This is a genomic window from Pectobacterium carotovorum (assembly GCF_900129615.1).
In the GTDB taxonomy this organism is placed as follows: Bacteria; Pseudomonadota; Gammaproteobacteria; order Enterobacterales; family Enterobacteriaceae; genus Pectobacterium; species Pectobacterium carotovorum.
Genome location: NZ_FQWI01000013.1, coordinates 45193 through 71747, shown reverse-complemented (window position 1 = coordinate 71747; position 26555 = coordinate 45193). Strand labels below are relative to the sequence as shown.

Genomic DNA, 26555 nt, shown 5'->3' with positions numbered 1-26555 from the left:
TTAAGGGATACAATCGATTCAGTCACTTTGAACTCATGCTTAGAGAGAAAGTCGCATTATGAAAAATATTAATCCAAGCCAAACTGCCGCCTGGCAGGCATTACAAACCCATTTTGATACGATGAAAGAGGTGCAAATCAGCGAGCTGTTTGCACAAGATAGCGATCGTTTCGCGCATTTTTCCGCGACGTTCGACGATCAGATGCTGGTGGATTTCTCCAAAAACCGCATCACGGCAGAAACGATGGAAAAACTGCACGCGCTGGCACGGGAAACCGACCTGTCTGCGGCGATTCAGTCCATGTTTGCTGGTGAGAAAATCAACCGTACGGAAGACCGCGCGGTTCTGCACGTTGCCCTGCGTAACCGCAGCAACACGCCGATTCTGGTGGATGGCAAAGATGTGATGCCGGAAGTCAACGCGGTGCTGGCGAAGATGAAAGATTTCAGCGAGCGCGTGATTGGCGGTGAGTGGAAAGGCTATACCGGCAAAACAATTACCGACGTGGTTAACATCGGTATCGGCGGCTCCGATCTGGGCCCGTTCATGGTAACGGAAGCGCTGAAGCCTTATAAAAATCACCTCAATATGCACTTTGTCTCCAACGTTGACGGCACGCATATCGCTGAAACGTTGAAGCCGCTGAACCCAGAAACCACGCTGTTCCTCGTCGCGTCGAAAACGTTCACCACGCAGGAAACCATGACCAACGCGCACAGCGCTCGCGACTGGTTCCTGAAAACGGCGCAGGACGATAAACACGTTGCCAAGCACTTTGCTGCGCTGTCCACCAACGCGAAAGCCGTCGGCGAATTTGGTATCGATACCGACAACATGTTCGAATTCTGGGACTGGGTTGGCGGACGCTACTCCCTGTGGTCGGCGATTGGCCTGTCGATCATTCTCTCTCTGGGCTTTGAGAACTTTGAGAAACTGCTCAGCGGTGCGCACGCGATGGACAAGCACTTTGCTTCCACGCCAGCGGAGAAAAATCTGCCCGTGCTGCTGGCGCTGATCGGCATTTGGTACAACAATTTCTTCGGTGCCGAAACGGAAGCGATTCTGCCGTACGACCAATACATGCACCGCTTTGCCGCCTATTTCCAACAGGGAAATATGGAATCCAACGGGAAATCTGCCGATCGCAACGGCAATCCAGTGGATTACCAGACCGGGCCGATTATCTGGGGTGAACCAGGTACGAATGGTCAGCATGCCTTCTACCAATTGATCCATCAGGGCACCAAGCTGGTCCCGTGTGATTTCATTGCGCCGGCGGTTAGCCATAACCCATTAAGCGATCATCACAGCAAGCTGTTGTCGAACTTCTTTGCACAGACGGAAGCGCTGGCGTTCGGTAAGAGCCGTGAGGTGGTGGAAGCGGAATTTGCGGCGGCAGGCAAAAGTGCAAAAGAGGTGGAACACGTCGCGCCGTTTAAAGTATTTGAAGGCAATCGCCCGACCAACTCTATCCTGCTGCGTGAAATCACCCCGTACAGCCTGGGTGCGTTGATTGCGCTGTATGAGCACAAGATCTTCACTCAGGGCGCGATCCTGAACATCTTCACATTCGATCAGTGGGGCGTGGAGTTAGGGAAACAACTGGCGAACCGTATTCTGCCAGAGCTGGAAAATGACAGTACGATCGACAGCCATGACAGTTCTACCAACGGACTGATCAACCGCTTCAAGGCGTGGCGTAACTAATCGGGCCTGTGCCCTTTGGTTTTTCAATCGCAAGGAGGAAGACATGCAGGTTCGTATTTTGTTGGGACTAGCCGCGGCAGTGTTGCTGGCGGGATGCAGCAGTAGCAGTAGCCAACTCAGCGCCGCCGGGCAGGCCGTGACGTTCACGGATACCAAGCCAGGCAGCGAATGTCAGCTGTTGGGGCAGGCTAGCGGTAGCCAGTCTAACTGGCTGGCAGGCAACCATAGCGACGGCAGTTCTATGCGCGGTGCGGCAAACGATCTGCGTAATAAAGCGGCGGCGATGGGGGGCAATACGGTCTATGGCGCAACCAGTCCGAGTGAGACCTTCTGGTCAAGCTTTGCTCCGCTGGACAGCAAGATGAACGGCAGCGTCTACAAATGTCCTTAAGCTAAAGAAAAACCCGGTGAGAGTGGAGCAATCCGCTCTCACCGCATTATTTACTCACTCAGTTAACGTAATAGCCCAGCGTCATCCTGATGCTGCTTCATCCCTAAATCCAGCGGCGTTTTGCTGGCTTCCCCACCGATTTCCCGCGCCAGACGGGGCACCAGATAGCCGGATACCTTCTTCAGCAGCGCTTTAACTAAGATGCGCGCCTCGTTGTCATCTACCAGAAAATGCGCGGCACCCTGAACCTTATCCAGTACGTGCAGGTAATAAGGCAGAATGCCTGCGTCAAATAGCGCATTGCTGAGTCGGGCAAGTGTCTCTGCGTTGTCATTCACCCCGCGTAGCAGCACGCTTTGGTTGAGCAGCGTCACGCCTGCGCGGCGCAAACGCGCCATACTTTGTGTTAAATCAGGATCAATTTCCTGCGGGTGGTTAATATGCGTCACCAGCAGCACCTGAAGCGAACTGCGTGACAGGCGATCGCACAGTGCGTCGGTAATGCGCGCAGGGATCACCACAGGCAAACGGCTGTGAATGCGCAGGCGTTTCAGATGTGGGATGTGTTCCAGCTCGGTGATCAGCCAGTCCAGCTCGTGGTCTTTGGCCATCAGCGGGTCGCCACCGGAAAAAATAATTTCATCCAGTTCTGGGTGCTGGCGGATATAATCCAGCGCCTGACGCCAGTTTGCCTTGTTGCCCTGATTATCTTGATAGGGGAAATGACGGCGGAAGCAGTAGCGGCAGTTTACCGCACAGCCGCCTTTAACTAGCAGCAGGGCGCGGTTGTGATATTTGTGCAGTAGCCCCGGGACGACGCTGTGTTGCTCATCAAGCGGGTCATGAGTGAAGCCTGGGGTGGCGATAAACTCTTCACGCGCGGTCAATACCTGTAGCAGCAACGGATCGTCAGGATTGCCTTTTTGCATCCGTGCAGCGAATGCTCGCGGTACACGCAGCGCAAAAAGCCTGCGTGCATCACTGCCTTGCCGGAGTTTAGCGTGATCGTTCAGAGCCAAAAGTTGCAGTAATTCATCAGGATCGGTAATTACGTCCGCAAGTTGCTGCAACCAATCTTCTCTGGAAGGTATATTTAGGGTTACAATGTGTGCCATTTTTTGGCTTCGTACCAGTATTAAAATTGTAGAGGGCCTTTATGGCGACTTATTCTAGCAACGATTTCCGTTCCGGTCTTAAAATCATATTCGAAGGCGAGCCGTATGCCGTCGAATCCAGTGAGTTTGTTAAGCCGGGTAAAGGCCAGGCTTTTGCTCGCGTAAAAATGCGTCGCCTGTTGACGGGCTCTCGCGTTGAAAAAACCTTCAAGTCTACCGATTCTGCAGAAGGCGCAGATGTCGTTGATACCAACATGAACTACCTGTACAACGACGGTGAGTTCTACCACTTCATGCACCCTGAGACGTTTGAACAGCATCAGGTTGAAGAGAAGACTGTTGGTGATGCGGCAAAATGGCTGCAAGACAACGCCGAATGTATCGTTACCCTGTGGGATGGTCGTCCTATCGCTGTTCAGCCACCGAATTTCATCGAAGCTGAAATCACCGATACCGATCCAGGCCTGAAAGGCGACACTGCCGGTACCGGCGGTAAACCAGCAACGCTGAGCACTGGCGCAGTCGTTAAAGTACCATTGTTCGTGCAGATCGGCGAAGTTGTCAAAGTTGACACGCGTTCTGGCGAATACGTATCACGCGTTAAGTAATTAATGCGAAAAAGGCCGCCTTCTGTGAGGGCGGCCTTTTTAATTCGTTTTTTCTCACTCAAGTATTCCCCCTGTTTTGCTCCTCGTTCGAAAAAACCTCCACAAGAATTAAAATTGGCTACGCTTAAAAAGCAGTCACTTTCGTACCGTTGAAATCCTACTCTCATAAAGAAGGAATCGAGTATGTTGAAGAAAGCGTTTGTTGCCATTTTCTCTCTGGTTATTCTCTCTGCGGTGGTTGGGTGCAATACCACCCGAGGCGTTGGGCAAGATGTTGAAGCGGGTGGGAAGGCTATTCAGCGCAGCGCCCAATAGCCCAACGTGGGAAATAAATCGTAATAACTTTTCCGAGTGGAAGAAAATGCCGTGATGGTGTTTTCTTCCCTACGGAGAGATAACGTGAAAGTGGATCACTCGGAGAGGTAATTATATTGCCTCTTTTCATTACTGCCGGCATGCTGACGTTGAGTAATATATTTATGACGTTTGCCTGGTATGGGCATCTACGCTATTTCAGTGGCCGAACCTGGATAATTGCTGCGTTGATCGGTTGGGGGATCGCATTATTTGAATACCTCTTGCAGGTGCCAGCAAATCGGATTGGTTATCAGGTTGCCTCTGCCGGCCAATTGAAAATATTGCAGGAAGTGATCAGCCTTTCCGTATTTATCCCATTGTTGCGGTCGATATGCTCCGATTACTGATTGACCCAGATAAGTGCCTCTGTCGGGAAGCCGTAGCGTTTGGCTGTGGCGACCAGTTTTTCGCGTGTCGCCGCATCCAACGTTGGCGTGCGTGAGAGAATCCACAGGTAATCACGGTTCGGCCCGCAAATCAGGGCGTAGCGGTAGTCGTCGTCCAGTTCAATAATGTTGTAACCGCCATAGAACGGCCCGAAGAACGACACTTTTAGTGCGCCCCGCTGAGGTGAACCCGTGAAATACGCTTTCCCGATGCTTTCTTTCCATTCCTGTTTTTCGACGTTAAAGCCACGATTGATCACCTTGATGCCGCCGTCATCCCGCGGGCTGTAGGTTGCCGTCACACGTTCCATATTGCGTTCAAAGCGGTGGTCGAGGCGGGCGATCTCATACCATGTGCCGAGGTAGCGATTAACGTCAAAATTTTCCACGACGGTGACGTTATCGGGCGGCGTCACGCTACAGGCAACAGAAAAGAGTGCGACCAGCGCGGCAATGCACGTTTTCCCGCATCGTCTGATTTTGAAGAGAAGGTTTTTGAATAACGTGGTGTTAAAGCGAATAGCGTTAAAGGGCATCATATTGACATCTCATCGTTTTCATCTCTGTTCCAGTGTAGACGATGGATGTGGTCAGGTGGGGAAAATAAAACGGCCTGCAATATTGTGCAGGCCATTAAGCATTACATTTATAGCGCTGTATCTACAGCGTAACCACACCGATAACGGTAACCACGGTCAGGATTGCCGCCAGACCGTAGAACACCCACTTCCCGGCAGGAACGTGGATTTTCAGGTCATGCATCGCATGGTGGATACGGTGCAGGCCACACCAGAGCGGCAGCACAATCATCAGCAGTAAAAAGACGCGACCGATGAAGCTCTGGCTGAACGCGGCGATGCGCTCATAGGTTAACGCGTCCGGGAACAAGCCCAGAGGCAGCATCACACCGACCAGCAGGATGATCACCGGAGCGAAGAACGCGCTCCACATCCCACCAGCGCCGAACAGGCCCCAGAAAGGCGGTTCGTCAGAACGTTTTGGCGTTGGGTTAATCACATTATTTCTCCTGTTCAGAATAGTAAGGCGATCGCCAGAACGGCTACGGTTACCACCACGGTGACAGCCCACAGCCCTTTAATGATCGGCTCTGGCCCCATTTTTTCATCTTTAATCACGATGATGCTGGCCTTCGGTGCCAGTTCAAACCAGGTTTTGGTATGCAGCGCAGCAGCGAGCAGAGCAACGATATTAATCAGCAGTACCAGCGGGTTTTGCAGGAAGCTGACGAAGTTTGCCCAGCCTTCCGGCCCATTTTTCAGCGCGAAAACGCCAAACATCAGTACGATGCTGAACCAGACGGCAGGGACAGCAGTCCCTTCACGCAACATATAAAAGCGGTAGAACCCCAGCTTTTTCCACCAGGTCGGCGACATACCGCGAACATACGCTTTACGTTTAGATGTCATCATTGTCCCTCCCTTATTGTGGTTTCAGCATCGCGATCATGAAGTCTTTCGCACTTTCGACTTTGCCTTGCTGAATAGCTGCGGCAGGGTCGACGTGCTTCGGACACACTTCTGAGCAGTAGCCCACAAACGTACAGGTCCAGACGCCATTATTCCCGTTCAACTGCGCCATACGCTCTTTCTTGCCATGATCGCGGTTGTCTAGGTTATAACGGTGCGCCAGCGTAATTGCCGCCGGGCCGATGAACTCAGGGTTCAGGCCGAACTGCGGGCATGCCGCATAGCACAGACCACAGTTAATACAGCCGGAGAACTGGTGATACTTCGCCATTTGCGCCGGAGTCTGTTTGTTCGGGCCGTCAGCCGGTTTACGATCGTTGCCGATGATATATGGCTTGATGGCTTCCAGACTCTCGATAAAGTGGGTCATATCGACCACTAAATCGCGCTCGATGGGGAAGTTGCCCAGCGCTTCGACCTTCAGACCGTTCGTGTATTCACGCAGAAAGGTTTTACAGGCCAGTTTAGGGACGTTATTCACCATCATGCCGCAGGAACCACAGATCGCCATACGGCAGGACCAGCGGTAGGAGAGGTCCGGTGCCAGGTTATCTTTGATATAACCCAGCGCATCCAGCAGGGATGTCTGCGTGTTGTACGGGACATCGAACGTCTCAAAATACGGTTCGTTGTCCTGCTCAGGGTTATAGCGCATGACTTCCATTTTCAGGGTTTTGATCATCTCAGCCATTCGCCTGCTCCTTCTTGCTGCCTTCCTGCGTATCACCTTCTGCACCGTATACGCGTTTGGCCGGTGGAAGTTTGGTAATCTTCACATCGCTATACTCCAGATGAGGTGCGCCTTCCGGGTTATAGAACGCCAGCGTATGCTTCAGGAAGTTAACGTCATCACGCTCGGTGCAACCTTCATCCAGACGCTGGTGTGCGCCGCGGGATTCTTTACGGTTGATCGCCGAGTGCGCCATACATTCCGCCACATCCAGGCTATGGCCCAGCTCAACGGTGTACAGCAGGTCGGTGTTGAACACGCTGGAGCGGTCGGTGATTTTCACGCGTTTGAAGCGTTCTTTCAGCTCTGCCATCTTATCGACGGTTTTCTGCATCAGATCAGTGGTGCGGTAAATACCACAGCCTTCTTCCATCGACATGCCCATTTCGTCGCGGATTTTCGCCCAGCTTTCGGTGCCTTCCTGATTCATCAGGTCATGCAGACGCTGTTCGATGTCGCGCGTCTGTGCATCCAGCGCCGTGCCGTTGGCCGGTGCCGCCGCCTGTGCGCGCTGTACGGCATGCTCACCCGCAACGCGACCGAAGACCACCAATTCGGCCAGCGAGTTGGAACCGAGACGGTTCGCACCGTGCAGGCCAACCGAGGAACATTCGCCGACGGCAAATAGACCTTTGATGCGGGTTTCGCAGTTTTGATCGGTTTCAATGCCGCCCATCGTATAGTGCGCGGTAGGACGGATAGGAATCGGCTCTTTCACTGGATCGACGCCGACATAGGCTTTTGCCAGTTCACAGATGAACGGCAGACGTTCCAGAAGCTTCTTCTCGCCGAGGTGGCGCAGATCGAGGTAAACCACGTCGCCCAACGGGGTTGAGACGGTGCGGCCTGCACGCCATTCATGCCAGAACGCCTGCGAGACTTTATCGCGCGGCCCCAGCTCCATGTATTTGTTTTTCGGTTCGCCGAGCGGCGTTTCCGGGCCCATGCCGTAGTCTTGCAGGTAACGGTAGCCGTCTTTGTTGACCATGATGCCGCCTTCGCCGCGACAGCCTTCGGTCATCAGGATACCGGAGCCGGGCAAACCGGTCGGATGATATTGAACGAATTCCATATCACGCAGCGGAACGCCGTGGCGGAATGCCATGCCCATGCCATCACCCGTGACGATGCCGCCGTTGGTGTTGTAACGGTACACGCGACCTGCGCCGCCTGTCGCCAGCACCACGGCGTTAGCGCGGATCTGAATCAGCGAACCTTCCATCATATTGATGGCAACGAGACCACGCGCCTGGCCGTCATCGACCAGAACGTCGAGGACAAAGTGCTCGTCGAAACGTTGAATTTGCGGATATTTAAGGGAGGTTTGGAACAGGGTATGTAGCATGTGGAAGCCGGTCTTATCGGCGGCAAACCAAGTGCGTTCGATCTTCATTCCGCCAAAGCGACGCACGTTGACAGAACCATCCGGTTTACGGCTCCAGGGGCAGCCCCACTGTTCCAGTTGAATCATCTCTTCGGGGCACTGTTTGACGAAGTGCTCAACAACGTCTTGTTCACATAGCCAGTCGCCACCGGAAACGGTGTCGTTGAAGTGATAATCGAAGCTATCGTGTTCCTGAGTCACTGCTGCTGACCCACCTTCTGCCGCCACGGTATGGCTACGCATTGGGTAGACTTTTGAGATCAGCGCAATTTTCAGTTGAGGGTTAGCTTCCGCGGCAGCAATTGCTGCTCGTAGGCCAGCACCTCCGGCCCCGATAATGGCTAAATCGGCATTAAAGGTTTGCAATGCATTCCTCCAGTTACTTAAGTTAATTAAGTTAAAATAAAAAAATAATATCTATTCGTTTCTGTCTTTATATCCGAGCTTAATATCAAACCCGCTAAAAATTATGTGATAGATGTATAAAGAATAGATAAACCTATAATTTTTGTGTGGGAATGATTATACCGAATTATGGGTAGATGAAATTTGATGTGATCCTGCATTTTGTGGTTTTTTCAGCAGGTCGTGTATTTATTGATAAAAACGTGATCGAAAGGCTTATTTAGGGGGAAATAATGCTTTTATTTCTTTAATAACCCTTTTGAGGTGGATATAAGAAAATGATCCACTGGATATAATTGACGGCTGCTATCCTGACCGCGCCTTCTTAGAGGGTAGATCATGCGTTGCTGAAAAGCGCGTCTGGCCTTTTTTCTGCTGGAAATTTGGGCTGATGCGGGTAGACTGCACCCCCTGTTTGACTTTGGAGTAAGAACCATGAGCGAGACGACAAGTTGGCAACCTAGTGCTTCTGTCGCTAATTTGTTGAAACGAGCGTCGATCATTGCTGCTGTCCGACGTTTCTTCACCGATCGTGGTGTACTGGAGGTCGAAACGCCCGCGATGAGTCAGGCTACGGTAACGGATGTTTTCTTATACCCGTTCCAGACCCGCTTCGTTGGCCCTGGTGCTGCGGATGGCATGACGCTGTATTTGATGACCAGCCCGGAATACCACATGAAGCGCCTGCTGGCTGCTGGCAGTGGACCAATATTTCAGCTGTGCCGCAGTTTCCGCAATGAAGAATCAGGCCGACACCACAACCCAGAATTCACGATGCTGGAATGGTATCGCCCTCACTATGATATGTACCGCCTGATGAATGAGGTCGATGACCTGTTGCAGCAGGTTCTGGATTGTGAAAGCGCGGAAATGCTCTCCTATCAGCAGGCGTTTTTACGCCATCTGGAGATCGACCCTCTGTCTGTTGATAAAGCGCAACTGCGCGAAGCGGCAGAAAAACTCGGGCTGGGCGATATCGCCTGCCGTGAAGACGATCGCGATTCGCTGGTGCAGATGCTGTTCACCTTTGGCGTTGAGCCGCATATCGGGCGTGACAAACCCGCGTTTGTCTACCATTTCCCGGCAACGCAGGCCTCGCTGGCTGAGATCAGTTCGGAAGACCATCGCGTCGCCGAACGTTTTGAAGTCTATTTCAAGGGGATCGAGCTGGCGAACGGCTTCCGTGAATTGACCGATGCCGATGAGCAACGTCAGCGCTTTGAGCAGGATAACCGCAAACGTGCCGCGCGTGATTTGCCACAGCAGCCGATTGATGAAAACCTGCTGGCGGCGCTGAAACACGGTCTGCCGGAGTGTGCCGGTGTGGCGTTAGGTGTGGATCGTTTGATCATGCTGGCGCTGAATGCCGAGAGGCTGAGTGATGTGATCGCGTTCTCCGTCGATCGCGCATAATCCGTTTTAAGTCGGGCGGTGCCACATCTGGCCGTCGCCCGTTTTCCCTTCTTATAAACTGCCCGGCGTCCGCTGCCGCGGCGTCAGCGTTTTTCCACTGCGCGACAGATTGTCCATTTTCACCTGGAACGGTGGGAAAGGAAGCTCCAGATTGTGTTTGCGGTAGTTTTCCAGAATCAGCTGATGCAGTTCGTGGCGCAGCGGCATACGGTGCCCCATTTCGGCGGCGAACACGCGCAGTTCGAAAATCTGAATCCCCTGTTGCAGGTCAACGAGGAAGGCTTCGGGCTCTGGCGTATCCAGAATCAGCGAACAACGCTTCACTGCATCCATCAGCAGTTCCGTGACTTCCTGACTGTTCGCGTTCGCCGGAGCAGGCACCGTCATCACCACACGCGTGACTGAATCCGACAGCGACCAGTTGATAAACTGCTCGGTGATAAAGGCCTTGTTCGGCACGATGATCTCTTTGCGATCCCAGTCTGAAATGGTGGTGGCGCGGGTGTTAATTCGCATGACGCTACCCGTGAGATCGCGGATTGTGACCGTATCGCCGATGCGGATCGGTTTCTCGAAGAGGATGATCAGGCCGGAGATAAAGTTGGCAAAGATCTCCTGTAAACCAAACCCTAGCCCTACACCCAGTGCAGCAACCAGCCATTGCAGTTTCGACCATTCGATCCCGATCAGCGAGAAGCCCATCAGGCAGCCGATCAGCATCAGAATATATTTGCTGATGGTGGTAATGGCGTACCCGCTGCCCGGCGACAGATCCAGATGCTGTAGGATCGCCAGTTCCAGCAGGGCGGGCAGGTTACGTACCAGCTGTGCGGTAATAATGAAGATCAAAATCGCGATCAGTACCGATCCTAGCGTAATTGCCTGCACGCTCTCCACGCCCTTCACCGTGCTGGAGACATCCCACAGGCTGATATTTTCCAGAAATGCGAAGGCGGAATGAATTTCCGACCATAGTGCGATAACGGAAACCAGTGCGATCAGCGTCAGAATGGAGCGTACTAACTGCAGGGACTTGGCGCTGATGGCATCCAGATCGACGACGGGTTCTTCCACCGCTTCCGAACTGCTTTCATGGGACGACGCAGACGGCGTGTCTTCTTCACCTTTGGCGCGCTGCGCCAGAATTTCCGAACGTCGCTGTTTGGCGCGGTCGAAGGCGATGCGGCGGCGCTGAATTAACATCCAACGGCGAATAATGTGGTAAACCACCAGCAGGAAGAACCAGATAGAAACGGAGGTTTCCAGACGGGCTAACAGCGCCTGTGCGGTTGCCAGATAGCCGATGCAGGAGGCCAGCGCAGCAACGAGCGGCATGGCGATCAGGATGTTCCACATCGCACGGTTAACGGAGTTTTCCCCCGAGCCTTCTTTATCCAGATACAGCGGGATACCTGCGCGTTTTAATCCGGTTGTGACCAAACTCAACGCCATACAGAGCAAGATGAAGCAGAGCCGCCCGAGCGTGCTAGAGAACTCGCGATCGTTGAGCTTATCGAACGTAATCAGCGCCATAATCAGCGGCACGATAAAGGCGATGGAGAGACGATAGTAGCGCATCGCTCTGGCTACGCGCTCCGGCGACCAGCGGAAGTGGACAATGAACAGCCCCTGCGGATGCGAGAATGAGGCGCTGATCATCACCAGCCACATCAACGGCACGGTGGCGGTTACGCTATCGCCGATGGCGACAGCAATCGGGTAAGGCCAGGCGTTTTGCAGCCCGTATCCCAACGCGGCCCAGAGCACCGGCAGCGGCAGGGCGGTAAGGATGGACCAGAACACGGTACGCAGCGTCAGCATAAAGTGATCGAGCGTGACTTTGCCGACGCGGCTGCTGGCGCGCTCCATAAACGCATGATAGTGACGACGTGAGCTGATACTGAAGCCAACCAGCAGCAGTGCGCCCAGCAGCGGCAGCACGGTTTCCTGACTGGTCACCATCATGACCAGCGCGCTACCCAGCTGCGTCAGCGTATCCAGTGACAGCAGACGCGTCAGATCCTGTACCAGTTTGAGCGGATAGGCGAACGTTACGGGATCGACATCCGCCACCCAGAACAGGTCGCGATGGGCTGCTTCCCGTGTTTCGGTTAGCGCATCCGCCAATTGGTTATTGGCAACTTTGAGTTTGGTCAGTTCCAGTATCTGTGAATCGCAGCCGGAGATCAGTGAAGTCAGCAGGTCGCGCTGGGTACGCATCTGATCGGCCAGAATACGCTGCTGTGCGCTGGTCAGCGGATCGCCGTTATCCTGCTTGGCATTATCAAGATCTTGCGGTTTGTTGATCAGGTCTTCAAAGTGCAAGCGCTGTACGCGCAGCTGCGCCATGTCGCTATCCAACAACTGGGGCTTGGGCATTTCCGGCAGGCGGGCTATCTGTGCCCGTAACGTTTCACCCAATATCGGTGAGACGCCGAGCCATTGTGCCTGCTCGCGAATGGTGCTCAGCGCCTGACGAACCTGAATGGTGTGCGTGGCAGCCTGACGCTGCTGAGAGGCGATAAGATCCATCCGCTGCGCTTGTTGATTCAGCGCGACGGAGAGCTCGCGGTTAACCTGTAGCTGCTTGCTGATGACGCTGGGTAAATCGCCACTTTGTTCCGCGAGCAGCTCTGTGCGCTCTAATGCCTGTTCGGCTTCGCGCTGGCGCATATTGTTGAGTCTGCTGCGTAAATCCTGTTGCAGCAGATCCAGCCTATCGTGGCGCTTTTTATACAGTTCGACACGTAGCCGGGACAGCTCCTGACGATTGCTGGCTGACAGCTGTGCCAGTTCTAGCTCGTCGACCCGGCTTTTGCGCAGGGCGGATTCGGCTTGAAGCGCGACGAGCTGCGCTTGCCCCAGCGGGGTAGCAGGCGTACCGAGAGACTGAATACGGCGTTCCGCCTCGCTTTGCATGCGGCTGGCTTCAGTTTGCTGCTGCGGAAGCTGGCTCAGTGAGTCGCTGATTTCACGCAGCCGATCCTGTTCTTGCTGGAGCTGGCGAGCCTGTTCCAACAGCTGGCTGCTGGTTTGCAGTAGCTGCTGTTCGAGATCGTTGCTAGAGAGACTTTCTGAAATAGACGAGGGTTTGCCATCTTCGGCATTAAGCTGGCGGCGCAGTTCCTGAACTAGCTTGGGGAAATCATCGATAACGCGCTGATACTGTGTGGCGCGCTCCAGTGACTCTTTGCGATCCTGCAGGGTGTTCAGTGCAGCCTGATATTCCTCAACGATTTTCGCCTGATCGGCTGCACCTTTGTTGGCTTCCGCCTGCTGTAGCTGCTGGCGTAACTGCGCCTCATTGGGCGCAGTGGCAGCCAACGTAGCCGTTGATAATAAACATCCCAAAAGAAAAGTCAGAATCAGACGCACGTTAGCTACCTTTATTACAAACAACACTCTTACAAGCGACGAAAGTCGGACGTTATTTTACGGCGCGTCGGGTTTGTGGCCCGTCTGGCCGGCTGCATCAGTTGCAGGATGTTGTCCCTCAACTTGAACAGGCTCAGACGTTGCCGCGACAGGCGATGGTGCGGCATCGTTTTCTTCCAACTCGGTTCCTTCCGGGAAAACAACGGGCGCTTGTTCATCCTGACGGATTTCGGCAAACGGTTCGCCCATACGCGTCACGCTCATCGTATTCAGGTGTGCAGCAAACTGGAGATTATTGCCTGCGGCAAACAGGTTAATCACGGTTGAACCCAGCTTGAAGCGACCCATTTCCTCGCCTTTCGCCAGCACGACTGCACCTTCTTCACCCGCCTGTGGGTAAGTCCAACGCTTGATGATGCCTTCACGCGGTGGCGTCACTACGCCTGACCACACGGTTTCGATGCTGCCGACAATGGTTGCACCGACCAGAATCTGTGCCACTGGGCCGAATTCAGTATCAAACAGGCAGATGACACGTTCGTTACGTGCAAACAGATTCGGCACGTTATCGGCCGTCAGCAGATTGACGGAGAACAGGTCACCCGGCACATAAATCATCTCGCGCAGCACGCCATCGCACGGCATGTGGAGGCGGTGATAATCACGTGGAGAAAGATAAATGGTGGCAAACAGGCCGTCGCGGAACAGATCGGCCATCACATAGTTGCCAGCCAGCAGCGCTTCCAGCGTGTAGTCGTGGTTCTTCGCCTGAATCAGCTTGCCGTCGGTAATGGGGCCAAACTGCGACAGGACACCGTCAGCAGGCTGCACCAGACGGTGCGCATGAGGATCGACAGGGCGAATGCCTGGGCGCAGCGGGCGAACGAAAAATTCGTTAAACGTGCGGTAGGAGGCGGTATCCGGCTGCTGTGCTTCCTGCATGTTGACGTTGTATTGGCGGACAAACAGATCGATCACCAGCTTGGTGAGTTTTCCCGCACGCTTATTTGCTCCCCAGCCCGCTAAGCGGGTCAGCCAGATCTTGGGAAGCCAATACTGTAATTTGATTTTGATATTATCCAGCACTGTGAGCCTCTTGGATTAATAGTGCGCCATAAAACAAGCTTTCTGGGGAACACGCTTAGCTTAGCGCTGTCAGCGGTAGCCCAGAGAGAATAAGCGGATTCACTTATCCTCAAAGGGGGCGCATTGTAGCGACGGTTATGATAAATGTCAGTTATCTGTATCCGAAAAGCCTTTACGCGTTTTTACTTGCGCCATGCTTTCCAGAATCCGGTGATAGTTATCAAAGCGCTCTGTGGCAATCTCTCCGCGCGCAAGTGCGGCATTGATCGCGCAGCCTGGATCGTTTTCATGTTTACAGTCGCGGAACTTACACGAGCCGATGTGTTTACGTAACTCAATGAAACCACTCGTCACCTGTTCAGGCTCCAGATGCCACAGACCAAATTCCCGTACGCCCGGTGAGTCGATCACGTCGCCGCCGTGTGGGAAGTGATAAAGCCGAGAGGCGGTGGTGGTGTGTTGCCCCAATCCTGAGTTATCAGAAACCTCATTCACCAGAATGCGTTCTTCACCCAGTGCGAGCAGCGCATTAAGCAGGCTGGATTTCCCGACACCTGACTGCCCGGCGAAAATACTGATACGGTCAGTGAGTGCCTGCTCCAGTTCAGGGATACCCTGTTGAGTATGGCTGGAAACCATCAGCACGCGATAGTCGAGGGCGCGGTAGATATCCATTTGTTTATCAACAAACTGGCGGGATTTGTCATCCAGCAGGTCAATTTTGTTCAGCACGATCAGCGGATCTATCTCCAGCGTTTCGCAGGCGACCAGATAGCGATCGATAATGTTCAGCGACAGCTCAGGCAAGATCGCTGAAACGATCACGATCTGATCGATATTGGCGGCGATCGGTTTAATGCCATCGTAATAGTCGGGGCGAGTCAGGACGGAATGGCGAGGGTGAACGGCTTCCACGATCCCGCTGATGCCAGCGAGTGATTCATGGCCGGGGCGCCAGACGACGCGGTCGCCCGTGACCAGCGATGAAATGGTCCGACGAATGTTGCAGCGGTGCACCACGCCATCGGTGGCTTCCACATCGGCGTGCATACCGAATCGGCTGATGATAATACCTTCCTGCGCATCGCCCAGTTGGCTATCTTCCCATTCGACTTTGCTTTCCGTTTTTTTCAGGCGACGCTGGTGGTTTGCGCTAACCCGACGCTGCTGACCTTTCGACAGTTTCTTTTTGCTCACTGAGCCTCACTTAAGACGATTTATCGTTCACGACAGCGGATTGTCGCTCGCCGCGTTTGAACAGACTATAATACACCCTATTTGATTTTAATTAACTGATACCACCTTATCGGTATCAGCATTGAGATTGATACTGGTATCCTTGCCTCGACGACAGGGCACAATGCAACAGGAATTCCCACGATGGTAGATGAAAATAACCTGATCTGGATCGATCTCGAGATGACCGGTCTGAACCCGGATCACGATCGCATCATTGAGATCGCAACGCTGGTGACGGATGCAAACTTAAATGTGTTGGCCGAAGGACCGGTAATGGCGGTGCACCAGTCAGATAGCCAACTGGCACTGATGGATGACTGGAATGTGCGTACGCACGGTGCCAGCGGCCTGACGGATCGCGTCAAAGCCAGCACCACGGATGAACGCGCTGCCGAGTTGGAAACGCTGGCGTTTCTACAAAAATGGGTACCAGCGGGTAAATCGCCGATCTGTGGCAACAGCATCGGCCAGGATCGCCGCTTCCTGTTCCGCTATATGCCAGAGCTGGAAGCTTACTTCCACTATCGCTATCTGGATGTCAGCACACTCAAAGAACTGGCGCGACGCTGGAAGCCGGAAATCCTGACGGGCTTTAAGAAGCAAGGCACGCATCAGGCGATGGACGACATTCGCGAATCCCTGGCGGAACTGGCCTATTACCGTGAGAACTTTCTGCGACTGTAGTCGGTGATGCGAAACGGGCAGGGCGTGATGTCCAGCGATCTGCTGCTATTTACGCCATAACGTCTGTTTTCTCAGCGCATTGTTTTTTTTATCAGCAGTCAGACGGTTTTTCATTTTTGGGGGCTTGCGGTTAAACGGATTTCTCGTATAATGCGCACCCCATACCGATGAAGAATTTCAATTAAAGAACTTCAACATCGTGTAAAGATTTCCCGGGCGGGAATAGCTCAGTTGGTAGAGCACGACCTTGCCAAGGTCGGGGTCGCGAGTTCGAGTCTCGTTTCCCGCTCCAAGTTTTATTACTGTTTGTCACCATACAGGCAGTGTGCAGTAATCAGACGCAATGCCTGTTAGTGTCTGTCCGATATGCGGGAATAGCTCAGTTGGTAGAGCACGACCTTGCCAAGGTCGGGGTCGCGAGTTCGAGTCTCGTTTCCCGCTCCAATCTTTTAGTCTCTTTCTCTGATTCATTCTCCTTCTCCTTCTCCTTCTCTTTTTGATGCATGAAACTCGTTAAACGCTTTCTGCCTTCTTTATCGCGTAAGAAACACATGCTGTGCGCTGAATGATGCCTCTGGGTTGTGCCTTGATCGTTGATATCGTAGATAAATCATTTTATTAAATACTTAGCTTGGTTATATTTATTCTGATTCCTTTCTCTATTTTATTTTTTGTATCGATTGTATTTTGACGTAATATCAAAATTTGACTATGTTTATAACCAGAATGCATTTATAAAAATCACATCATTAAAATGACGAAAATTTTTATTGATTTTTCAGTGATTTTTTCTATTCGATTCTATCTGGGAAATATTATTTAAATTCCATGAGCAATTCCGATTATTTATTTAATAAATAACGGGTTTTTATCATGGATCATATGGTTATCCCTACAGATAAAAGAGGATGGAACAATGAATGCAATGAATAGCGCTATTTTACACGTTGTAGCAACGGCGACGCTGGTGATGAGTGGTTTTGCCCAAGCTGATGACATGGCAAAAGCACATACCGGAAAAGATCAAGTTGAATTAAAACATATTCATGCTGTCCTGCAAAATGGAACGCCCAGCCCGCAGCACGATGCGATGTGTGAGAAACAGCTGAATATGCCTGAATCCAAATACGTTGGCATGAAAGTAACAACAGAATATAACATTAATACCCAGTCAATGATGATGTCAGCAAAATCCATGTTCCCTTCGCCACACAGTACGCAACCCATGGAATTAACTGCCGACCTATCCCCTCTCGGTTTAGCTGATAGCTACTCATTTGGCGCGTTTAAACCTAGTTCCTTACCTAATGCTTATATTATTTTCTCTGTTGATAAAAAAATGAAAAACCCGGTGAGCACTTTTATGGTTATTAATGAAAGTGAAACGTATAACTGTGTTATTAGCAGCTCAATGCATGGGGTAAGCAAAGAGGCAATGAAAAGCCTTGAAATGAAGAAATAGTCATTTTTTATTTTCTATCGTAAATTGCAGGCGGTTGTCTGCAATTTACGTTTATACAACAGGGGGCGAACTTCACCATAGACATATAAAACGTTCAAGCCGACAGAAAGTTAACGAGTCGGCAAAACGCATGAGGTTTGCCTCTGGGGATCGGTTTTGAAAGCAGTAAACGATGGTCATAGGCGATCAGCGTTTTTTTCACGGCATTCGTTGAAACGTTACGAAATAGTGCCGATTTACTAAAATCGCTCTCAACAGTGACAAGCGAATATTGTCCTTTTGTACTCCACTGGTTGAAGCGAACGACGACGGAGTCCCTTAATATAACGGCACCTTCTTTCTTATCCTCTGAAAAATAAAATTCAAAAACAGGTTCAGCAATCCCATCAGCTAAACAAACGGCCTTATAGCATTTCAAAAGAGAAATAAGGCTCGCTCCCCGTCCTATGGAGAGACCGCTTCCGGCATTCTCATCGAGATAAAAATAGCGTTTAAAAACAACACTCAGTTTTTTATTATGGTAACCAACAGCATAGTCCTTCTCATAAAAATGAAAGTCGGTCGGATCGCCGACTAACTCGTACTCTTGAGAAACCAGTTCTATCGGCGAAAAATCCTTAAGCCCAAAAATGTCTGGATGCCGAATAGTGGATTCTTTTAAGTACCTAATAAAGAGAGTAAAGAAAGAGATTTTCAACATTGTTTGCCCACCACGTATTGCCCCCTGAGCACAATGTTACCTGTTTGTATAAGAATGTGATGGTATCATCTCTGTTCAGATGGCCAAATTTAGTGTGTTACTCCATTCCGTGTGTTACGACAGGCCAGCGTTACAGGTAAATAATTATTTTGAGTGCAAATCGAATCCAAACCCCGTCTCTCCCCGTGTTAAAGCTCCTCGCACTTGCGACAGCCGCGTTTCTGACCTTACTGACTGAGATCATGCCGGCAGGGCTTCTCAGTTCGATCGCAACGGGTCTTGATGTCTCTGAAAGTCTGGCCGGCCAGTTCATCACGGCGTTTGCTCTGGGGGCGTTGTTATCTGCGATCCCCGCGACAGCGCTGACGCGAGGACTGAGACGCAAGCCTCTGTTGCTCGTGGCGATTAGCGGATTTGCTGTTGTTAATGCGGTGACCGCCGTTTCAGACAACTACGTTTTATCACTGGCTGCCCGCTTTGTCGCTGGCCTGTTCGGCGGTGTGGTCTGGTCGATGCTGGCCGGGTACGCATCCCGTATGGTTCCCAGGTGGTTACTCGGGCGTGCAATCGCGATTGTCGGTGCAGGCTCTACGGCTGCGCTGGTCCTCGGCGTACCGATTGGCGGCCTTCTCGGCTCGGCGATTGGCTGGCAGGGCGCCTTTGGGCTCGTGTCAGTTGTCGCGGTGCTCCTTGTCGTCTGGATCGCGCTCTTTGCTCCCGATTTCCCAGGTGAATCAGCCGATAAACGGCTATCGCTGCCTCAGGTTGCTGCCAAGCGTGGCGTCGGGGCGACACTTGCGTTGATCCTCACCTACATCGTCACGCACAACATTCTGTATATTTACATCGAGCCTTTCCTCGTGGCTTCCGCCATGGGGGACTGGCTCAACGGCGTGCTGTTTATTTTCGGCGCAGGGGCGGTGTTTGGCCTTGTACTGTCAGGCATTATCGTCGATGGAAATCTCAAGCGTCTCGGCCCTGCTGAGGTGTTATTATTCGCCGCTGCGACGCTCCTTCTGGGCCTTTGGTCCGATGTACAGGCCATTCTGATTCTGGCAGTCTTTATGTGGGGCATCTCCTTTGGGGGATTCTCCGTCGTCACGCAAACGGCAATGACTCACCTTTCCTCTGATGCCGTGGACGTCGCACAATCGATGTCGACCACATCGTGGAACACCGCGGTGGCCTCAGGGGGCGTCATCGGAGGATTGCTCCTCAGCGGCGCAGGCCCGGGCGCGTTTCCGTGGGTGATGATTGGGCTATTGACGCTATCATTCCTCGTCGTGCTTCTGGGGGTTAACCGCGCGCTGACAGCAGCTAAGCCAGCGCAGTCCGTCCCTGTCAGAAGCGATTCCTTGATGCAGAGTAACCAACACTTATGAAATACCGCCATTTCCTGTTTGACCTTGACGACACGCTGTTGGACTTCAAAGCCTCCGAGCGTCTTTCGTTCGCGCGTACGCTGACGAACCTTGGTGTCGATATTGAAAATACGACCCTGTTCGCAGATTATCAGCGCGAGAATTCCCAGCTATGGAGCGAGTTTGAGAAAGGGGAAATCACCAAAGATCTCCTGAAAGTAGAACGATTCCGTCGCACTTTTTCTCTTCATGGCATCGATATCGATCCTCACAAAGCGAGCAATCTCTATCTGGAGTGCCTGCCTGAGACCGTGGTGCTGGTAGATGGCGCGGTTCAGATCTGTGAAGCGCTTGCCGAGATCGGTGAAGTTGGCATTATTACCAACGGCATCGAGTATGTGCAGGCGAAGCGAGTGGCGAACTCAGGTCTGGCAGATTGGCTCTCGTTTGTCGCTACCTCTGAAGCCTGCGGCTTCGCCAAGCCGGATGCGCGTTTCTTCGAGTTCTCAGCCAGCAAATTCAGCTCGTTCAAAAAAGCCGAGGCGGTCATTGTAGGCGATAGGCTCGATGCCGATATTCTTGGGGCGAACCTGTACGGCATAGACAGTTGCTGGTTCAATGCAGGTGGGGCCGCCAACGATTCGGACATCGCGCCAACCTATGAGGCTGCAACACTACAAGATGTCTTCACGCAGATCAGCGCCAGGTCTTGAGCCTGTACCACGCAACATCGACGACAATCACCATCATCAACTCGCTTTGGGTTGTCGTCGTACTTACCTGCTAATCAGCGCAAATTCTCAGTAATCGCAGACCATGAATATCCGATCGAAGCGTTGGGCTGCAAGGTCGGTACGATGGATGATGAAATTCAGCGTGCCTTCATCCCACTGAAATTGTCCATCCAGGCAGACCTGAAACAGCACCAGCCAGTCCTGCGCTTCGCCGCCCAATTTCTGTGCTGCCTGTAATTCTGGTAATTCATGCTGGCTGAAGCCACAGCCGTTGATTCGGGCAATACCCTGATACTCGGGCAATGGGACATCAGGCGGAAAGTTAGATGGCAGCATGTCCTTTTCGATCATCCAGGTGAATTGCTCTTTAGTCACTTTACTATCAGGCAACAGATTGAATGCGCCCAGCTGCCGTAACTGCCAGGCGTAATATTGTGCGAAGCCGAGATGGGATAACGCATCGTCGTATGCATCATCGTCCAACTCTACCTGCTGTTCCAGACTCAGGCGCGAGCAGAGTATCGAGCCAAGATGGGGGTTTTGACGCAATGCGTAAAAACTGGGTACGGTGACGCTGGCTCTGGGATGCAGTGTAAAGGCAGGCTTTTGCCCGAGCGTCTTCTCATCATTGAAAGCAAGGTCTGCAAAGCGCGTGCCGCTACACAGGCTTGCGACATCCTGCACATAAATTACCTTTCCTCTGGTCGTTAAAGGGCTGCTTCCACATTCCAGAAAGAAGAATAATGTGCCTTCGCGCGGTAAGTAATCTTGCAACGGTGCCAAAGCGCGGCAGTCTATCTGTGCAATAAATTCCAGCGGTACACGATAGGTCTGCGTAACGTCGTCCCAGGGGAAAATGCACACGTCTTTTTCGTCTTCACCTTCTTGCCAGCACTCCTCGTATTCGAGCAAGGTGTCTTCGGTGGTGCTGACGCAAGGGTAGGGGATATCGATAGGTAAATCCGGCAGGCCGCCCAGCCGATGATTGCCCAGCGCCGTGTGGTCGTCTTCTGCACCATGATAGAAATCGATACTACTGCGTAAGGTACCAGCCACGGCATCGGCGATGGGGGTGATGGCGTCAGCCGAGAGCAACGTGTTTATGAGATATTGTCGCTGCGGAGAATGCTCCGCCAGCAACGGGTGCAGGGCAGGATCTTGCATTATAGGGGGATAGGCTGGTGTCTCTGCGATGTTTACCTGCTTTGCTTTCATCTCGTTGTCTTGTGCGGTATCAGTCTCTGCCTCTGCTCCCTTCGCTTTTAGGTGGCTGTGCAATGCCGTTTCTGGTGTTGCAGTGACAATTCGCAAGCTGCGCAGCGCAGTTTCTATTGTGATGAAGTGCTCTTGTTGCTGTTCCTGCGGGCAGTATCCCCCAGCGAAAAGGCAAACTGTGTCAGTTAAGCGGATAAACGCGAACATGTATGAGAAGCCGTAAACCCCTTCGGCCGTCATTAACAATGCGCTGTAGTTTTCAAGGGCTAACGTTTTTTCTTCAAGCCAGGTGAGCTTTCCATAGATTTTTCCGCAGAAGGTGCGATATCGCTCGGACTGTCCCGTTTCTGTTTTGTGTAGCAATTCCCTGTCGACCGGATAAATATCCAGCACGACGAGACTGTCATCAGTGGAATACTGGCCGAGAGCACCTTGCCCGATTTGCTCAACGGAAGTGAAATTCGGGGGGAAATCGATGGATAAAACGTCCGTGTGCATGATTGGCATGGCGGTCCCTAACGTAGAAAAGAATATCGCCTCTGATGTGGTTTTTTATGATGCCACATTTGTCTGCTTCAGCAAGAAGACGATGTACTGACGGCTCGTCACTCTGCATCACTCGCAATGCATTTTTGTAACGTTTTGCTTTTTTTTGGTGCGCTAACGCTGCCGGAACAGCGTATTTACTGGGGTTTTACGGCGTCGATAAACATGGCACGGCCTGTGCTTAGTCTTACATACCATCTTGTGTACAAGATGGGGCGACTCAGGCAATCGACCTGATCGGTTTTTTCAGGCTGGTGGTTATCGGCTGTTGTTAGCTCACCGTTGAAGGGGGAATACAATGAAAAATAACAATGACAAGATCGATCGTAAACGCAGGCAGTTAATGCAATGGTCAGCGATTAGCGCGAGTGCGTTGACGCTAAGCAGCTTGCTGCCGGGAATGGCTTTTGCTGCCGAAGGTGAAGAAATCCGCATTGGTTACTGGCCGATTGTGGGCGGTTTGCCTTTATATGTGGGCGTTGAGCGGGGCTTTTTCAAAGAGGCTGGGTTGAATGTGCGAGCGGTGAAATTCGCCAGCCCGCAACAGATTGTCGAGGGGATGATCACGGGCCGTATACACGGATGCGCCAACGGTACGGCCACCGGCGCATTGGGATTAGGGGCGATTACCTCACCCGGCCTGTTCAAGATCATTTGCTCGAATCCTTCTAATCATCAGATGGTATTGGATGAATTTCTGGTGCCGTTAAACAGCGATGTAAAAAGTATCGCGGAGCTGAAAGGCAAACGTATCGCCTGTGGGCCGGGTATTCAGAATGTGGTGATGACCAAAATCATTCTGGAGAAAAATGGCTTTACGGCGGACGAGCTGCGCGTGACGGAATTGCCAGTCGGGCAGCACGTGGCTGCGCTGGCTGCTGGTCAGATTGACGGCGTTTATACGCTGGAACCGACGGGAACGGTGGGGCGGCTGAAAGGGCTGTCGCGGACCTTGGAAACGGGCGTGATCTCACGCTATGTGCTGGGTAACTCCGATGCGCCGTGGTTTGGTGGTGCAGCGGCGTTAAATAGCGGTTTTATTGAAAGTCGTGCGGCGGATGCCAAACGCTTCACGCAGGCCTATGCCAAATCGGTGCAGTTTATTCAACAGAACGCGGAGGCCGCTCGCGAACACATCACGGGTTACACCAGCATTGAGGCCGAACTGAGTAAAGAAGTGCCTTTGCCGGGGTTTGTCATGTACGACGAGCTAAAAGGCGACAATCTGGCGTGGTTCCAGAAGTTTTATGACGTGTTCACCGAAAGAAAAATCTTCCGGCAGCCGGTAGATGTCAGCAGCCTGATTTATCAGCCTTAATGGAGGGGCTCGATTATGCGCCAGCATTGGACGTCTAAATTATTACCCGCTGTCGGCCCGATTTTGCTGTTTCTCTTTTGGCAATTGGCTGTCAGCGCGAAATGGCTGAACCCCATTTTATTACCCTCGCCGGTCGAAACGTTGAGCTATATGTTCCAGTCTTTCGCGGATGCCAGCATGCGGACGGATATCGGCGCGACGCTATACCGTACGCTCGCCGCATTTGGTTTTGCCGCACTAATTGGCGTGCCGCTCGGCGTTATTCTGGGCAGTAATGAAAAAATCTACCGTAGTCTGGAGTTTCTGATCGATTTCTTCCGCTCTACGCCGTCGTCAGCGCTGATTCCGTTGTTTTTGCTGATTTTTGGCATAACCGACGCGAATAAGATTGCCATTTCGGCTTTTGCCGCCGTGCTGGTGATTCTGTTCAACAGCGCCTATGGCGTGATGAATGCAAAGAAAACCCGTCTGATGGCGGCGCAGGTTATGGGGATTTCCCGCTGGCATATTTTTAAAGACATCATGCTGCTGGAAAGTCTGGCGCAAACCTTTGTCGGCCTGCGCACCGGTGTGTCGATGGCGTTGGTGATCGTGATTGTCGCGGAGATGTTTATTGGTTCGGAAACGGGGTTGGGGCACCGCATCATTGATGCGCAGCAGGTGTTCAACATTCGGGATATGTATGCCTCTATCCTGATTACGGGCGCACTGGGGTATCTGCTTAACGTATTGTTTTTGTTGGTAGAAAAACGAATTGTTCACTGGAGTGGCAAAGCATGATGACACCTCGTACCGCACAAGTGGAAAAACCGGATACCGCGTTGCCGCCTTATCCGGCACCGAACACCCACGTCACCATTCGCGGCTTGAACAAGTCGTTTGCGGGTCAGCCGCTCTATACCGATCTGAATCTGGATTTACCGCGTGGCAAGATCGTGTCTATTTTCGGGCCGAATGGCTGTGGTAAATCGACGCTGATGAACATGATTGCTGGGCTGATTCCCGTTGATAGTGGCGACATCCTGTTTGATGGCAAAACGCTGTCAGAAACCAAGATTGGGTATGTATTTCAAAACTATCGTGATGCGCTTTTTCCCTGGATGAGCGCCTGGAAGAATATTGCTTATCCGCTGGTGCGTAGCGGGATGAGCAAACACGATGTGCAGACGCGGATGGATGAACTGATCGCGATGTTTGATATTCGCTTCGATCTTCAGCGTTATCCGTATGAGCTTTCAGGTGGACAGCAGCAGACGGTCTGTATCATGCGGGCGCTGGCGACGGGGCCGGAGGTGATGTTTTTGGATGAGCCGTTCTCCGCGCTGGATTTTGAAATGACGCTGTTCATCCGCGACAAGCTGCAAGAGGTTCAGTTGGCGACCGGCGTGACGATGGTCATCGTGTCACATGATTTAGAAGATGCGGTGTTTCTGGCGGATGAAATCCTGCTGCTGACGCGTCGGCCAACGACGGTGTCGGAGATTATTCCGTTTGATTTAGCGCGTCCACGTGGTGCGGAGGCGATGAGCGATCCTGAGTTTATTCGCGTCAAGGCGCACACGCTGGAGGTCTTCAAACGCGAAATGGCCGCATAAGCAGCCCATCTGCCGTATCTATTTCAGGCTCATCAAGCCGTCGCTGGCTTGGTGAGGCCTGATGCCTACATTCACTCTTCACCCAGCGAACGCGATACGCGTTCTTTTCTTAATACGCCCTGTATGCCAACAAACAGCACGCCGGTTAGCAACAAGATGGCGATGAGACCGTCGTAACCGTAAAACGTGATGGCTGCGCCAGAGAACAGCGGCCCGCTGATACTGCCCGCAGACCACACCAGCCCCAGAAGTGAATTCATCACAATGAGCCGCTGACCAGCAAATTTCTGACCTGCCCGCACCAGAGACAGCGTGTAAAGCCCGCCTGCCGCTGCGCCCAGTACGATACAGACGGGAACCAGAAGGGAAGGGGAGGAAAATGAGAAGGTGATCAATACCAGCATCACACAGAACAGAATGCCGCAGCTGATGTGGGTTTTGATGATGCCGCATTTGTCTGCCAGCCAGCCAATCGGCGTCTGAAAGACGGCATCGCCCAGAAAAATGAGTGTGACTAGTAATATCGCAGATTTTTCGTCTAAGCCCTGTTCCATACCGTAAAGCGGAAAGAGCGCAAGTATGCTGGCATCGAAGAAGGAGAAGCAGAGCACGCCAGAGGCGATTGCCGGGAGAAAAGGAATAAGATCTCGATAAGACGTCGAGGACTGTTCATCCGCTCGAACCATACTGGCGCAGTTCCTTAGCATGAACGCACACGCGGCGGATATCGCGCAAATCAGCCATAGCGCATAGGTTTGCACCGACTCACCAGCGGCAATAAGCAGCGGCCCTATTAGCTGACACCCTGTGAAAACGGCGGCATACAGCCCCGTCAGCGTCGCTTTGTGTTTGTCTGAAGCCCGGCTGGTGACCCAGGTTTCTCCCAGCACCACCAAAACCCCCGAGGCCAGCCCGGTTAACAGGCGAGGTAAAATAAGCGAGACAGGGTGTGACAGCAGGAATGAGGCAACGGTTGAGGCCGCCAGAATAATCAGGCTGCCTGATAACAGATAGCTAGCGTGCAGGTGGCGGCTGAGCCACGGCGTAACGAAGGAGGAGAGCATCATCCCCGCCGCCGGAAGAGCCGCCAGAATACCGAGCGTCGCCGTGCTGTGCCCGTGCTCGGCCAGCTTCAAGCTGATCAGCGGTAGCGTGTACCCTGTCACCAATCCCACGAGTGAGGCGGCGATAATCATGTACAGTGTCGTGAAATTGGATTCACGGGCATGTGCTGTCATTGTACTTCCAGTGTGGGT

At 52.4% G+C, this 26555-nt stretch carries 25 protein-coding genes and 2 tRNA genes; 15 read left to right on the top strand and 12 right to left on the bottom strand.

The features are described from left to right. Positions 1-58: 58 nt before the first annotated feature. Together pgi and BUB06_RS19925 are read left to right on the top strand one after the other, a co-directional pair. Positions 59-1708: a glucose-6-phosphate isomerase gene (gene pgi, locus BUB06_RS19930; protein ID WP_039475742.1), complete on the top strand. Its 1650-nt coding sequence runs from the start codon at positions 59-61 to the stop codon at positions 1706-1708. Between the two features lie 43 nt (positions 1709-1751). After that, positions 1752-2099 carry a DUF4156 domain-containing protein gene (locus BUB06_RS19925; protein WP_015841893.1) on the top strand — a complete coding sequence of 116 codons (348 nt, stop codon included), beginning with the start codon at positions 1752-1754 and terminating at the stop codon, positions 2097-2099. Positions 2100-2161: 62 nt separating this feature from the next. Here BUB06_RS19925 and epmB read toward each other — a convergent pair whose 3' ends face one another. Then, the gene (gene epmB / locus BUB06_RS19920) at positions 2162-3214 is read right to left on the bottom strand and encodes an EF-P beta-lysylation protein EpmB (protein ID WP_039317627.1); all 1053 of its coding nucleotides are present in this window, start codon (positions 3212-3214) and stop codon (positions 2162-2164) included. 41 nt (positions 3215-3255) lie between these two features. On the opposite strand from epmB, the gene efp reads away from it, so the two are divergent. The 3 genes from efp (at position 3256) to BUB06_RS19905 (ending at position 4526) form a co-directional block, all read left to right on the top strand. Then, a complete protein-coding gene (gene efp, locus BUB06_RS19915) occupies positions 3256-3822 on the top strand; it encodes an elongation factor P (RefSeq protein WP_010295533.1) in 567 nt (188 codons plus the stop codon). A 183-nt stretch (positions 3823-4005) separates the two neighbouring features. Next, the gene (locus BUB06_RS19910) at positions 4006-4137 is read left to right on the top strand and encodes an entericidin A/B family lipoprotein (protein ID WP_005972977.1); all 132 of its coding nucleotides are present in this window, start codon (positions 4006-4008) and stop codon (positions 4135-4137) included. A 140-nt stretch (positions 4138-4277) separates the two neighbouring features. Next, the gene (locus tag BUB06_RS19905; protein WP_080726811.1) at positions 4278-4526 is read left to right on the top strand and encodes a DMT family protein; all 249 of its coding nucleotides are present in this window, start codon (positions 4278-4280) and stop codon (positions 4524-4526) included. Here the strand turns inward: BUB06_RS19905 and BUB06_RS19900 are convergent. The 5 genes from BUB06_RS19900 to frdA form a co-directional block, all read right to left on the bottom strand. Then, positions 4520-5104, bottom strand: coding sequence for a lipocalin family protein (locus BUB06_RS19900; protein ID WP_039475747.1), 585 nt, complete (start codon positions 5102-5104; stop codon positions 4520-4522). The two genes, BUB06_RS19905 and BUB06_RS19900, sit on opposite strands and share 7 nt — an antisense overlap. Before the next feature lie 121 nt (positions 5105-5225). Next, on the bottom strand, positions 5226-5582 hold the full coding sequence (gene frdD / locus BUB06_RS19895) for a fumarate reductase subunit FrdD (RefSeq protein WP_005972985.1): 357 nt from the start codon (positions 5580-5582) through the stop codon (positions 5226-5228). A 14-nt stretch (positions 5583-5596) separates the two neighbouring features. Beyond that, positions 5597-5992, bottom strand: coding sequence for a fumarate reductase subunit FrdC (gene frdC, locus BUB06_RS19890; protein WP_010295522.1), 396 nt, complete (start codon positions 5990-5992; stop codon positions 5597-5599). 13 nt (positions 5993-6005) lie between these two features. After that, complete coding sequence (locus tag BUB06_RS19885; RefSeq protein WP_010295519.1) at positions 6006-6743, bottom strand: succinate dehydrogenase/fumarate reductase iron-sulfur subunit; 738 nt, start codon at positions 6741-6743, stop codon at positions 6006-6008. Then, positions 6736-8532 carry a fumarate reductase (quinol) flavoprotein subunit gene (gene frdA / locus BUB06_RS19880; protein WP_039475749.1) on the bottom strand — a complete coding sequence of 599 codons (1797 nt, stop codon included), beginning with the start codon at positions 8530-8532 and terminating at the stop codon, positions 6736-6738. The genes BUB06_RS19885 and frdA overlap by 8 nt, the downstream gene beginning before the upstream one ends. Positions 8533-9006: 474 nt before the next feature. Between frdA and epmA the strand changes: the two genes are divergently transcribed. Continuing rightward, the gene (epmA, locus tag BUB06_RS19875) at positions 9007-9984 is read left to right on the top strand and encodes an elongation factor P--(R)-beta-lysine ligase (RefSeq protein ID WP_010295515.1); all 978 of its coding nucleotides are present in this window, start codon (positions 9007-9009) and stop codon (positions 9982-9984) included. Between the two features lie 51 nt (positions 9985-10035). Here the strand turns inward: epmA and mscM are convergent, their stop codons facing one another. The 3 genes from mscM to rsgA form a co-directional block, all read right to left on the bottom strand. Then, positions 10036-13359, bottom strand: a complete 3324-nt coding sequence (gene mscM / locus BUB06_RS19870; protein WP_039475751.1) for a miniconductance mechanosensitive channel MscM — start codon at positions 13357-13359, stop codon at positions 10036-10038. Positions 13360-13416: 57 nt separating this feature from the next. Further along, positions 13417-14445 (bottom strand): archaetidylserine decarboxylase, encoded by a 1029-nt coding sequence (gene asd / locus BUB06_RS19865; RefSeq protein WP_039475754.1) that lies wholly within the window; start codon positions 14443-14445, stop codon positions 13417-13419. Positions 14446-14592: 147 nt separating this feature from the next. Then, the gene (rsgA, locus tag BUB06_RS19860) at positions 14593-15642 is read right to left on the bottom strand and encodes a small ribosomal subunit biogenesis GTPase RsgA (protein ID WP_010295503.1); all 1050 of its coding nucleotides are present in this window, start codon (positions 15640-15642) and stop codon (positions 14593-14595) included. A gap of 183 nt (positions 15643-15825) precedes the next feature. Here rsgA and orn point away from each other — a divergent pair, with 183 nt between their 5' ends. From orn to BUB06_RS19840, 4 genes are all read left to right on the top strand, one after another. After that, positions 15826-16368: an oligoribonuclease gene (orn, locus tag BUB06_RS19855; RefSeq protein ID WP_010283124.1), complete on the top strand. Its 543-nt coding sequence runs from the start codon at positions 15826-15828 to the stop codon at positions 16366-16368. Between the two features lie 216 nt (positions 16369-16584). Continuing rightward, a tRNA-Gly gene (locus BUB06_RS19850) sits at positions 16585-16660 on the top strand. Positions 16661-16736: 76 nt separating this feature from the next. Then, a tRNA-Gly gene (locus tag BUB06_RS19845) sits at positions 16737-16812 on the top strand. Positions 16813-17284: 472 nt separating this feature from the next. Beyond that, positions 17285-17830: a hypothetical protein gene (locus BUB06_RS19840; protein WP_010295501.1), complete on the top strand. Its 546-nt coding sequence runs from the start codon at positions 17285-17287 to the stop codon at positions 17828-17830. 94 nt (positions 17831-17924) lie between these two features. Here the strand turns inward: BUB06_RS19840 and BUB06_RS19835 are convergent, their stop codons facing one another. Next, a complete protein-coding gene (locus tag BUB06_RS19835) occupies positions 17925-18530 on the bottom strand; it encodes a hypothetical protein (protein ID WP_048329389.1) in 606 nt (201 codons plus the stop codon). A gap of 149 nt (positions 18531-18679) precedes the next feature. Between BUB06_RS19835 and BUB06_RS19830 the strand changes: the two genes are divergently transcribed. Next, positions 18680-19912 carry an MFS transporter gene (locus BUB06_RS19830; RefSeq protein ID WP_072013047.1) on the top strand — a complete coding sequence of 411 codons (1233 nt, stop codon included), beginning with the start codon at positions 18680-18682 and terminating at the stop codon, positions 19910-19912. Continuing rightward, positions 19909-20604, top strand: coding sequence for a YjjG family noncanonical pyrimidine nucleotidase (locus BUB06_RS19825; protein ID WP_010295494.1), 696 nt, complete (start codon positions 19909-19911; stop codon positions 20602-20604). Before BUB06_RS19830 ends, BUB06_RS19825 begins: the two co-directional genes overlap by 4 nt. Before the next feature lie 87 nt (positions 20605-20691). Here the strand turns inward: BUB06_RS19825 and BUB06_RS19820 are convergent, their stop codons facing one another. Then, the gene (locus tag BUB06_RS19820; protein WP_039475759.1) at positions 20692-22347 is read right to left on the bottom strand and encodes a DUF1963 domain-containing protein; all 1656 of its coding nucleotides are present in this window, start codon (positions 22345-22347) and stop codon (positions 20692-20694) included. A 337-nt stretch (positions 22348-22684) separates the two neighbouring features. On the opposite strand from BUB06_RS19820, the gene BUB06_RS19815 reads away from it, so the two are divergent. The 3 genes from BUB06_RS19815 to BUB06_RS19805 are packed head-to-tail and all read left to right on the top strand — an operon-like array spanning position 22685 to position 25299. Then, positions 22685-23704: an ABC transporter substrate-binding protein gene (locus BUB06_RS19815; protein ID WP_039475761.1), complete on the top strand. Its 1020-nt coding sequence runs from the start codon at positions 22685-22687 to the stop codon at positions 23702-23704. Positions 23705-23719: 15 nt separating this feature from the next. Then, complete coding sequence (locus BUB06_RS19810) at positions 23720-24484, top strand: ABC transporter permease (protein ID WP_039475763.1); 765 nt, start codon at positions 23720-23722, stop codon at positions 24482-24484. Next, positions 24481-25299, top strand: coding sequence for an ABC transporter ATP-binding protein (locus BUB06_RS19805; RefSeq protein WP_039475767.1), 819 nt, complete (start codon positions 24481-24483; stop codon positions 25297-25299). Before BUB06_RS19810 ends, BUB06_RS19805 begins: the two co-directional genes overlap by 4 nt. Positions 25300-25370: 71 nt before the next feature. On the opposite strand, the gene BUB06_RS19800 is transcribed toward BUB06_RS19805, so the two are convergent. Beyond that, positions 25371-26537 carry an MFS transporter gene (locus BUB06_RS19800; RefSeq protein ID WP_039475770.1) on the bottom strand — a complete coding sequence of 389 codons (1167 nt, stop codon included), beginning with the start codon at positions 26535-26537 and terminating at the stop codon, positions 25371-25373. Between the last annotated feature and the right edge of the window lie 18 nt (positions 26538-26555).

Excerpts from the sequence above, each read along its gene's own strand:
- pgi (WP_039475742.1), top strand. The coding sequence starts at position 59 with ATGAAAAATATTAATCCAAGCCAAACTGCCGCCTGGCAGGCATTACAA.
- BUB06_RS19925 (WP_015841893.1), top strand. The coding sequence starts at position 1,752 with ATGCAGGTTCGTATTTTGTTGGGACTAGCCGCGGCAGTGTTGCTGGCG.
- epmB (WP_039317627.1), bottom strand. The coding sequence starts at position 3,214 with ATGGCACACATTGTAACCCTAAATATACCTTCCAGAGAAGATTGGTTG.
- efp (WP_010295533.1), top strand. The coding sequence starts at position 3,256 with ATGGCGACTTATTCTAGCAACGATTTCCGTTCCGGTCTTAAAATCATA.
- BUB06_RS19910 (WP_005972977.1), top strand. The coding sequence starts at position 4,006 with ATGTTGAAGAAAGCGTTTGTTGCCATTTTCTCTCTGGTTATTCTCTCT.
- BUB06_RS19905 (WP_080726811.1), top strand. The coding sequence starts at position 4,278 with ATGCTGACGTTGAGTAATATATTTATGACGTTTGCCTGGTATGGGCAT.
- BUB06_RS19900 (WP_039475747.1), bottom strand. The coding sequence starts at position 5,104 with ATGATGCCCTTTAACGCTATTCGCTTTAACACCACGTTATTCAAAAAC.
- frdC (WP_010295522.1), bottom strand. The coding sequence starts at position 5,992 with ATGACATCTAAACGTAAAGCGTATGTTCGCGGTATGTCGCCGACCTGG.
- BUB06_RS19885 (WP_010295519.1), bottom strand. The coding sequence starts at position 6,743 with ATGGCTGAGATGATCAAAACCCTGAAAATGGAAGTCATGCGCTATAAC.
- epmA (WP_010295515.1), top strand. The coding sequence starts at position 9,007 with ATGAGCGAGACGACAAGTTGGCAACCTAGTGCTTCTGTCGCTAATTTG.
- orn (WP_010283124.1), top strand. The coding sequence starts at position 15,826 with ATGGTAGATGAAAATAACCTGATCTGGATCGATCTCGAGATGACCGGT.
- BUB06_RS19840 (WP_010295501.1), top strand. The coding sequence starts at position 17,285 with ATGAATGCAATGAATAGCGCTATTTTACACGTTGTAGCAACGGCGACG.
- BUB06_RS19835 (WP_048329389.1), bottom strand. The coding sequence starts at position 18,530 with ATGTTGAAAATCTCTTTCTTTACTCTCTTTATTAGGTACTTAAAAGAA.
- BUB06_RS19825 (WP_010295494.1), top strand. The coding sequence starts at position 19,909 with ATGAAATACCGCCATTTCCTGTTTGACCTTGACGACACGCTGTTGGAC.
- BUB06_RS19820 (WP_039475759.1), bottom strand. The coding sequence starts at position 22,347 with ATGCCAATCATGCACACGGACGTTTTATCCATCGATTTCCCCCCGAAT.
- BUB06_RS19815 (WP_039475761.1), top strand. The coding sequence starts at position 22,685 with ATGAAAAATAACAATGACAAGATCGATCGTAAACGCAGGCAGTTAATG.
- BUB06_RS19810 (WP_039475763.1), top strand. The coding sequence starts at position 23,720 with ATGCGCCAGCATTGGACGTCTAAATTATTACCCGCTGTCGGCCCGATT.
- BUB06_RS19805 (WP_039475767.1), top strand. The coding sequence starts at position 24,481 with ATGATGACACCTCGTACCGCACAAGTGGAAAAACCGGATACCGCGTTG.
- BUB06_RS19800 (WP_039475770.1), bottom strand. The coding sequence starts at position 26,537 with ATGACAGCACATGCCCGTGAATCCAATTTCACGACACTGTACATGATT.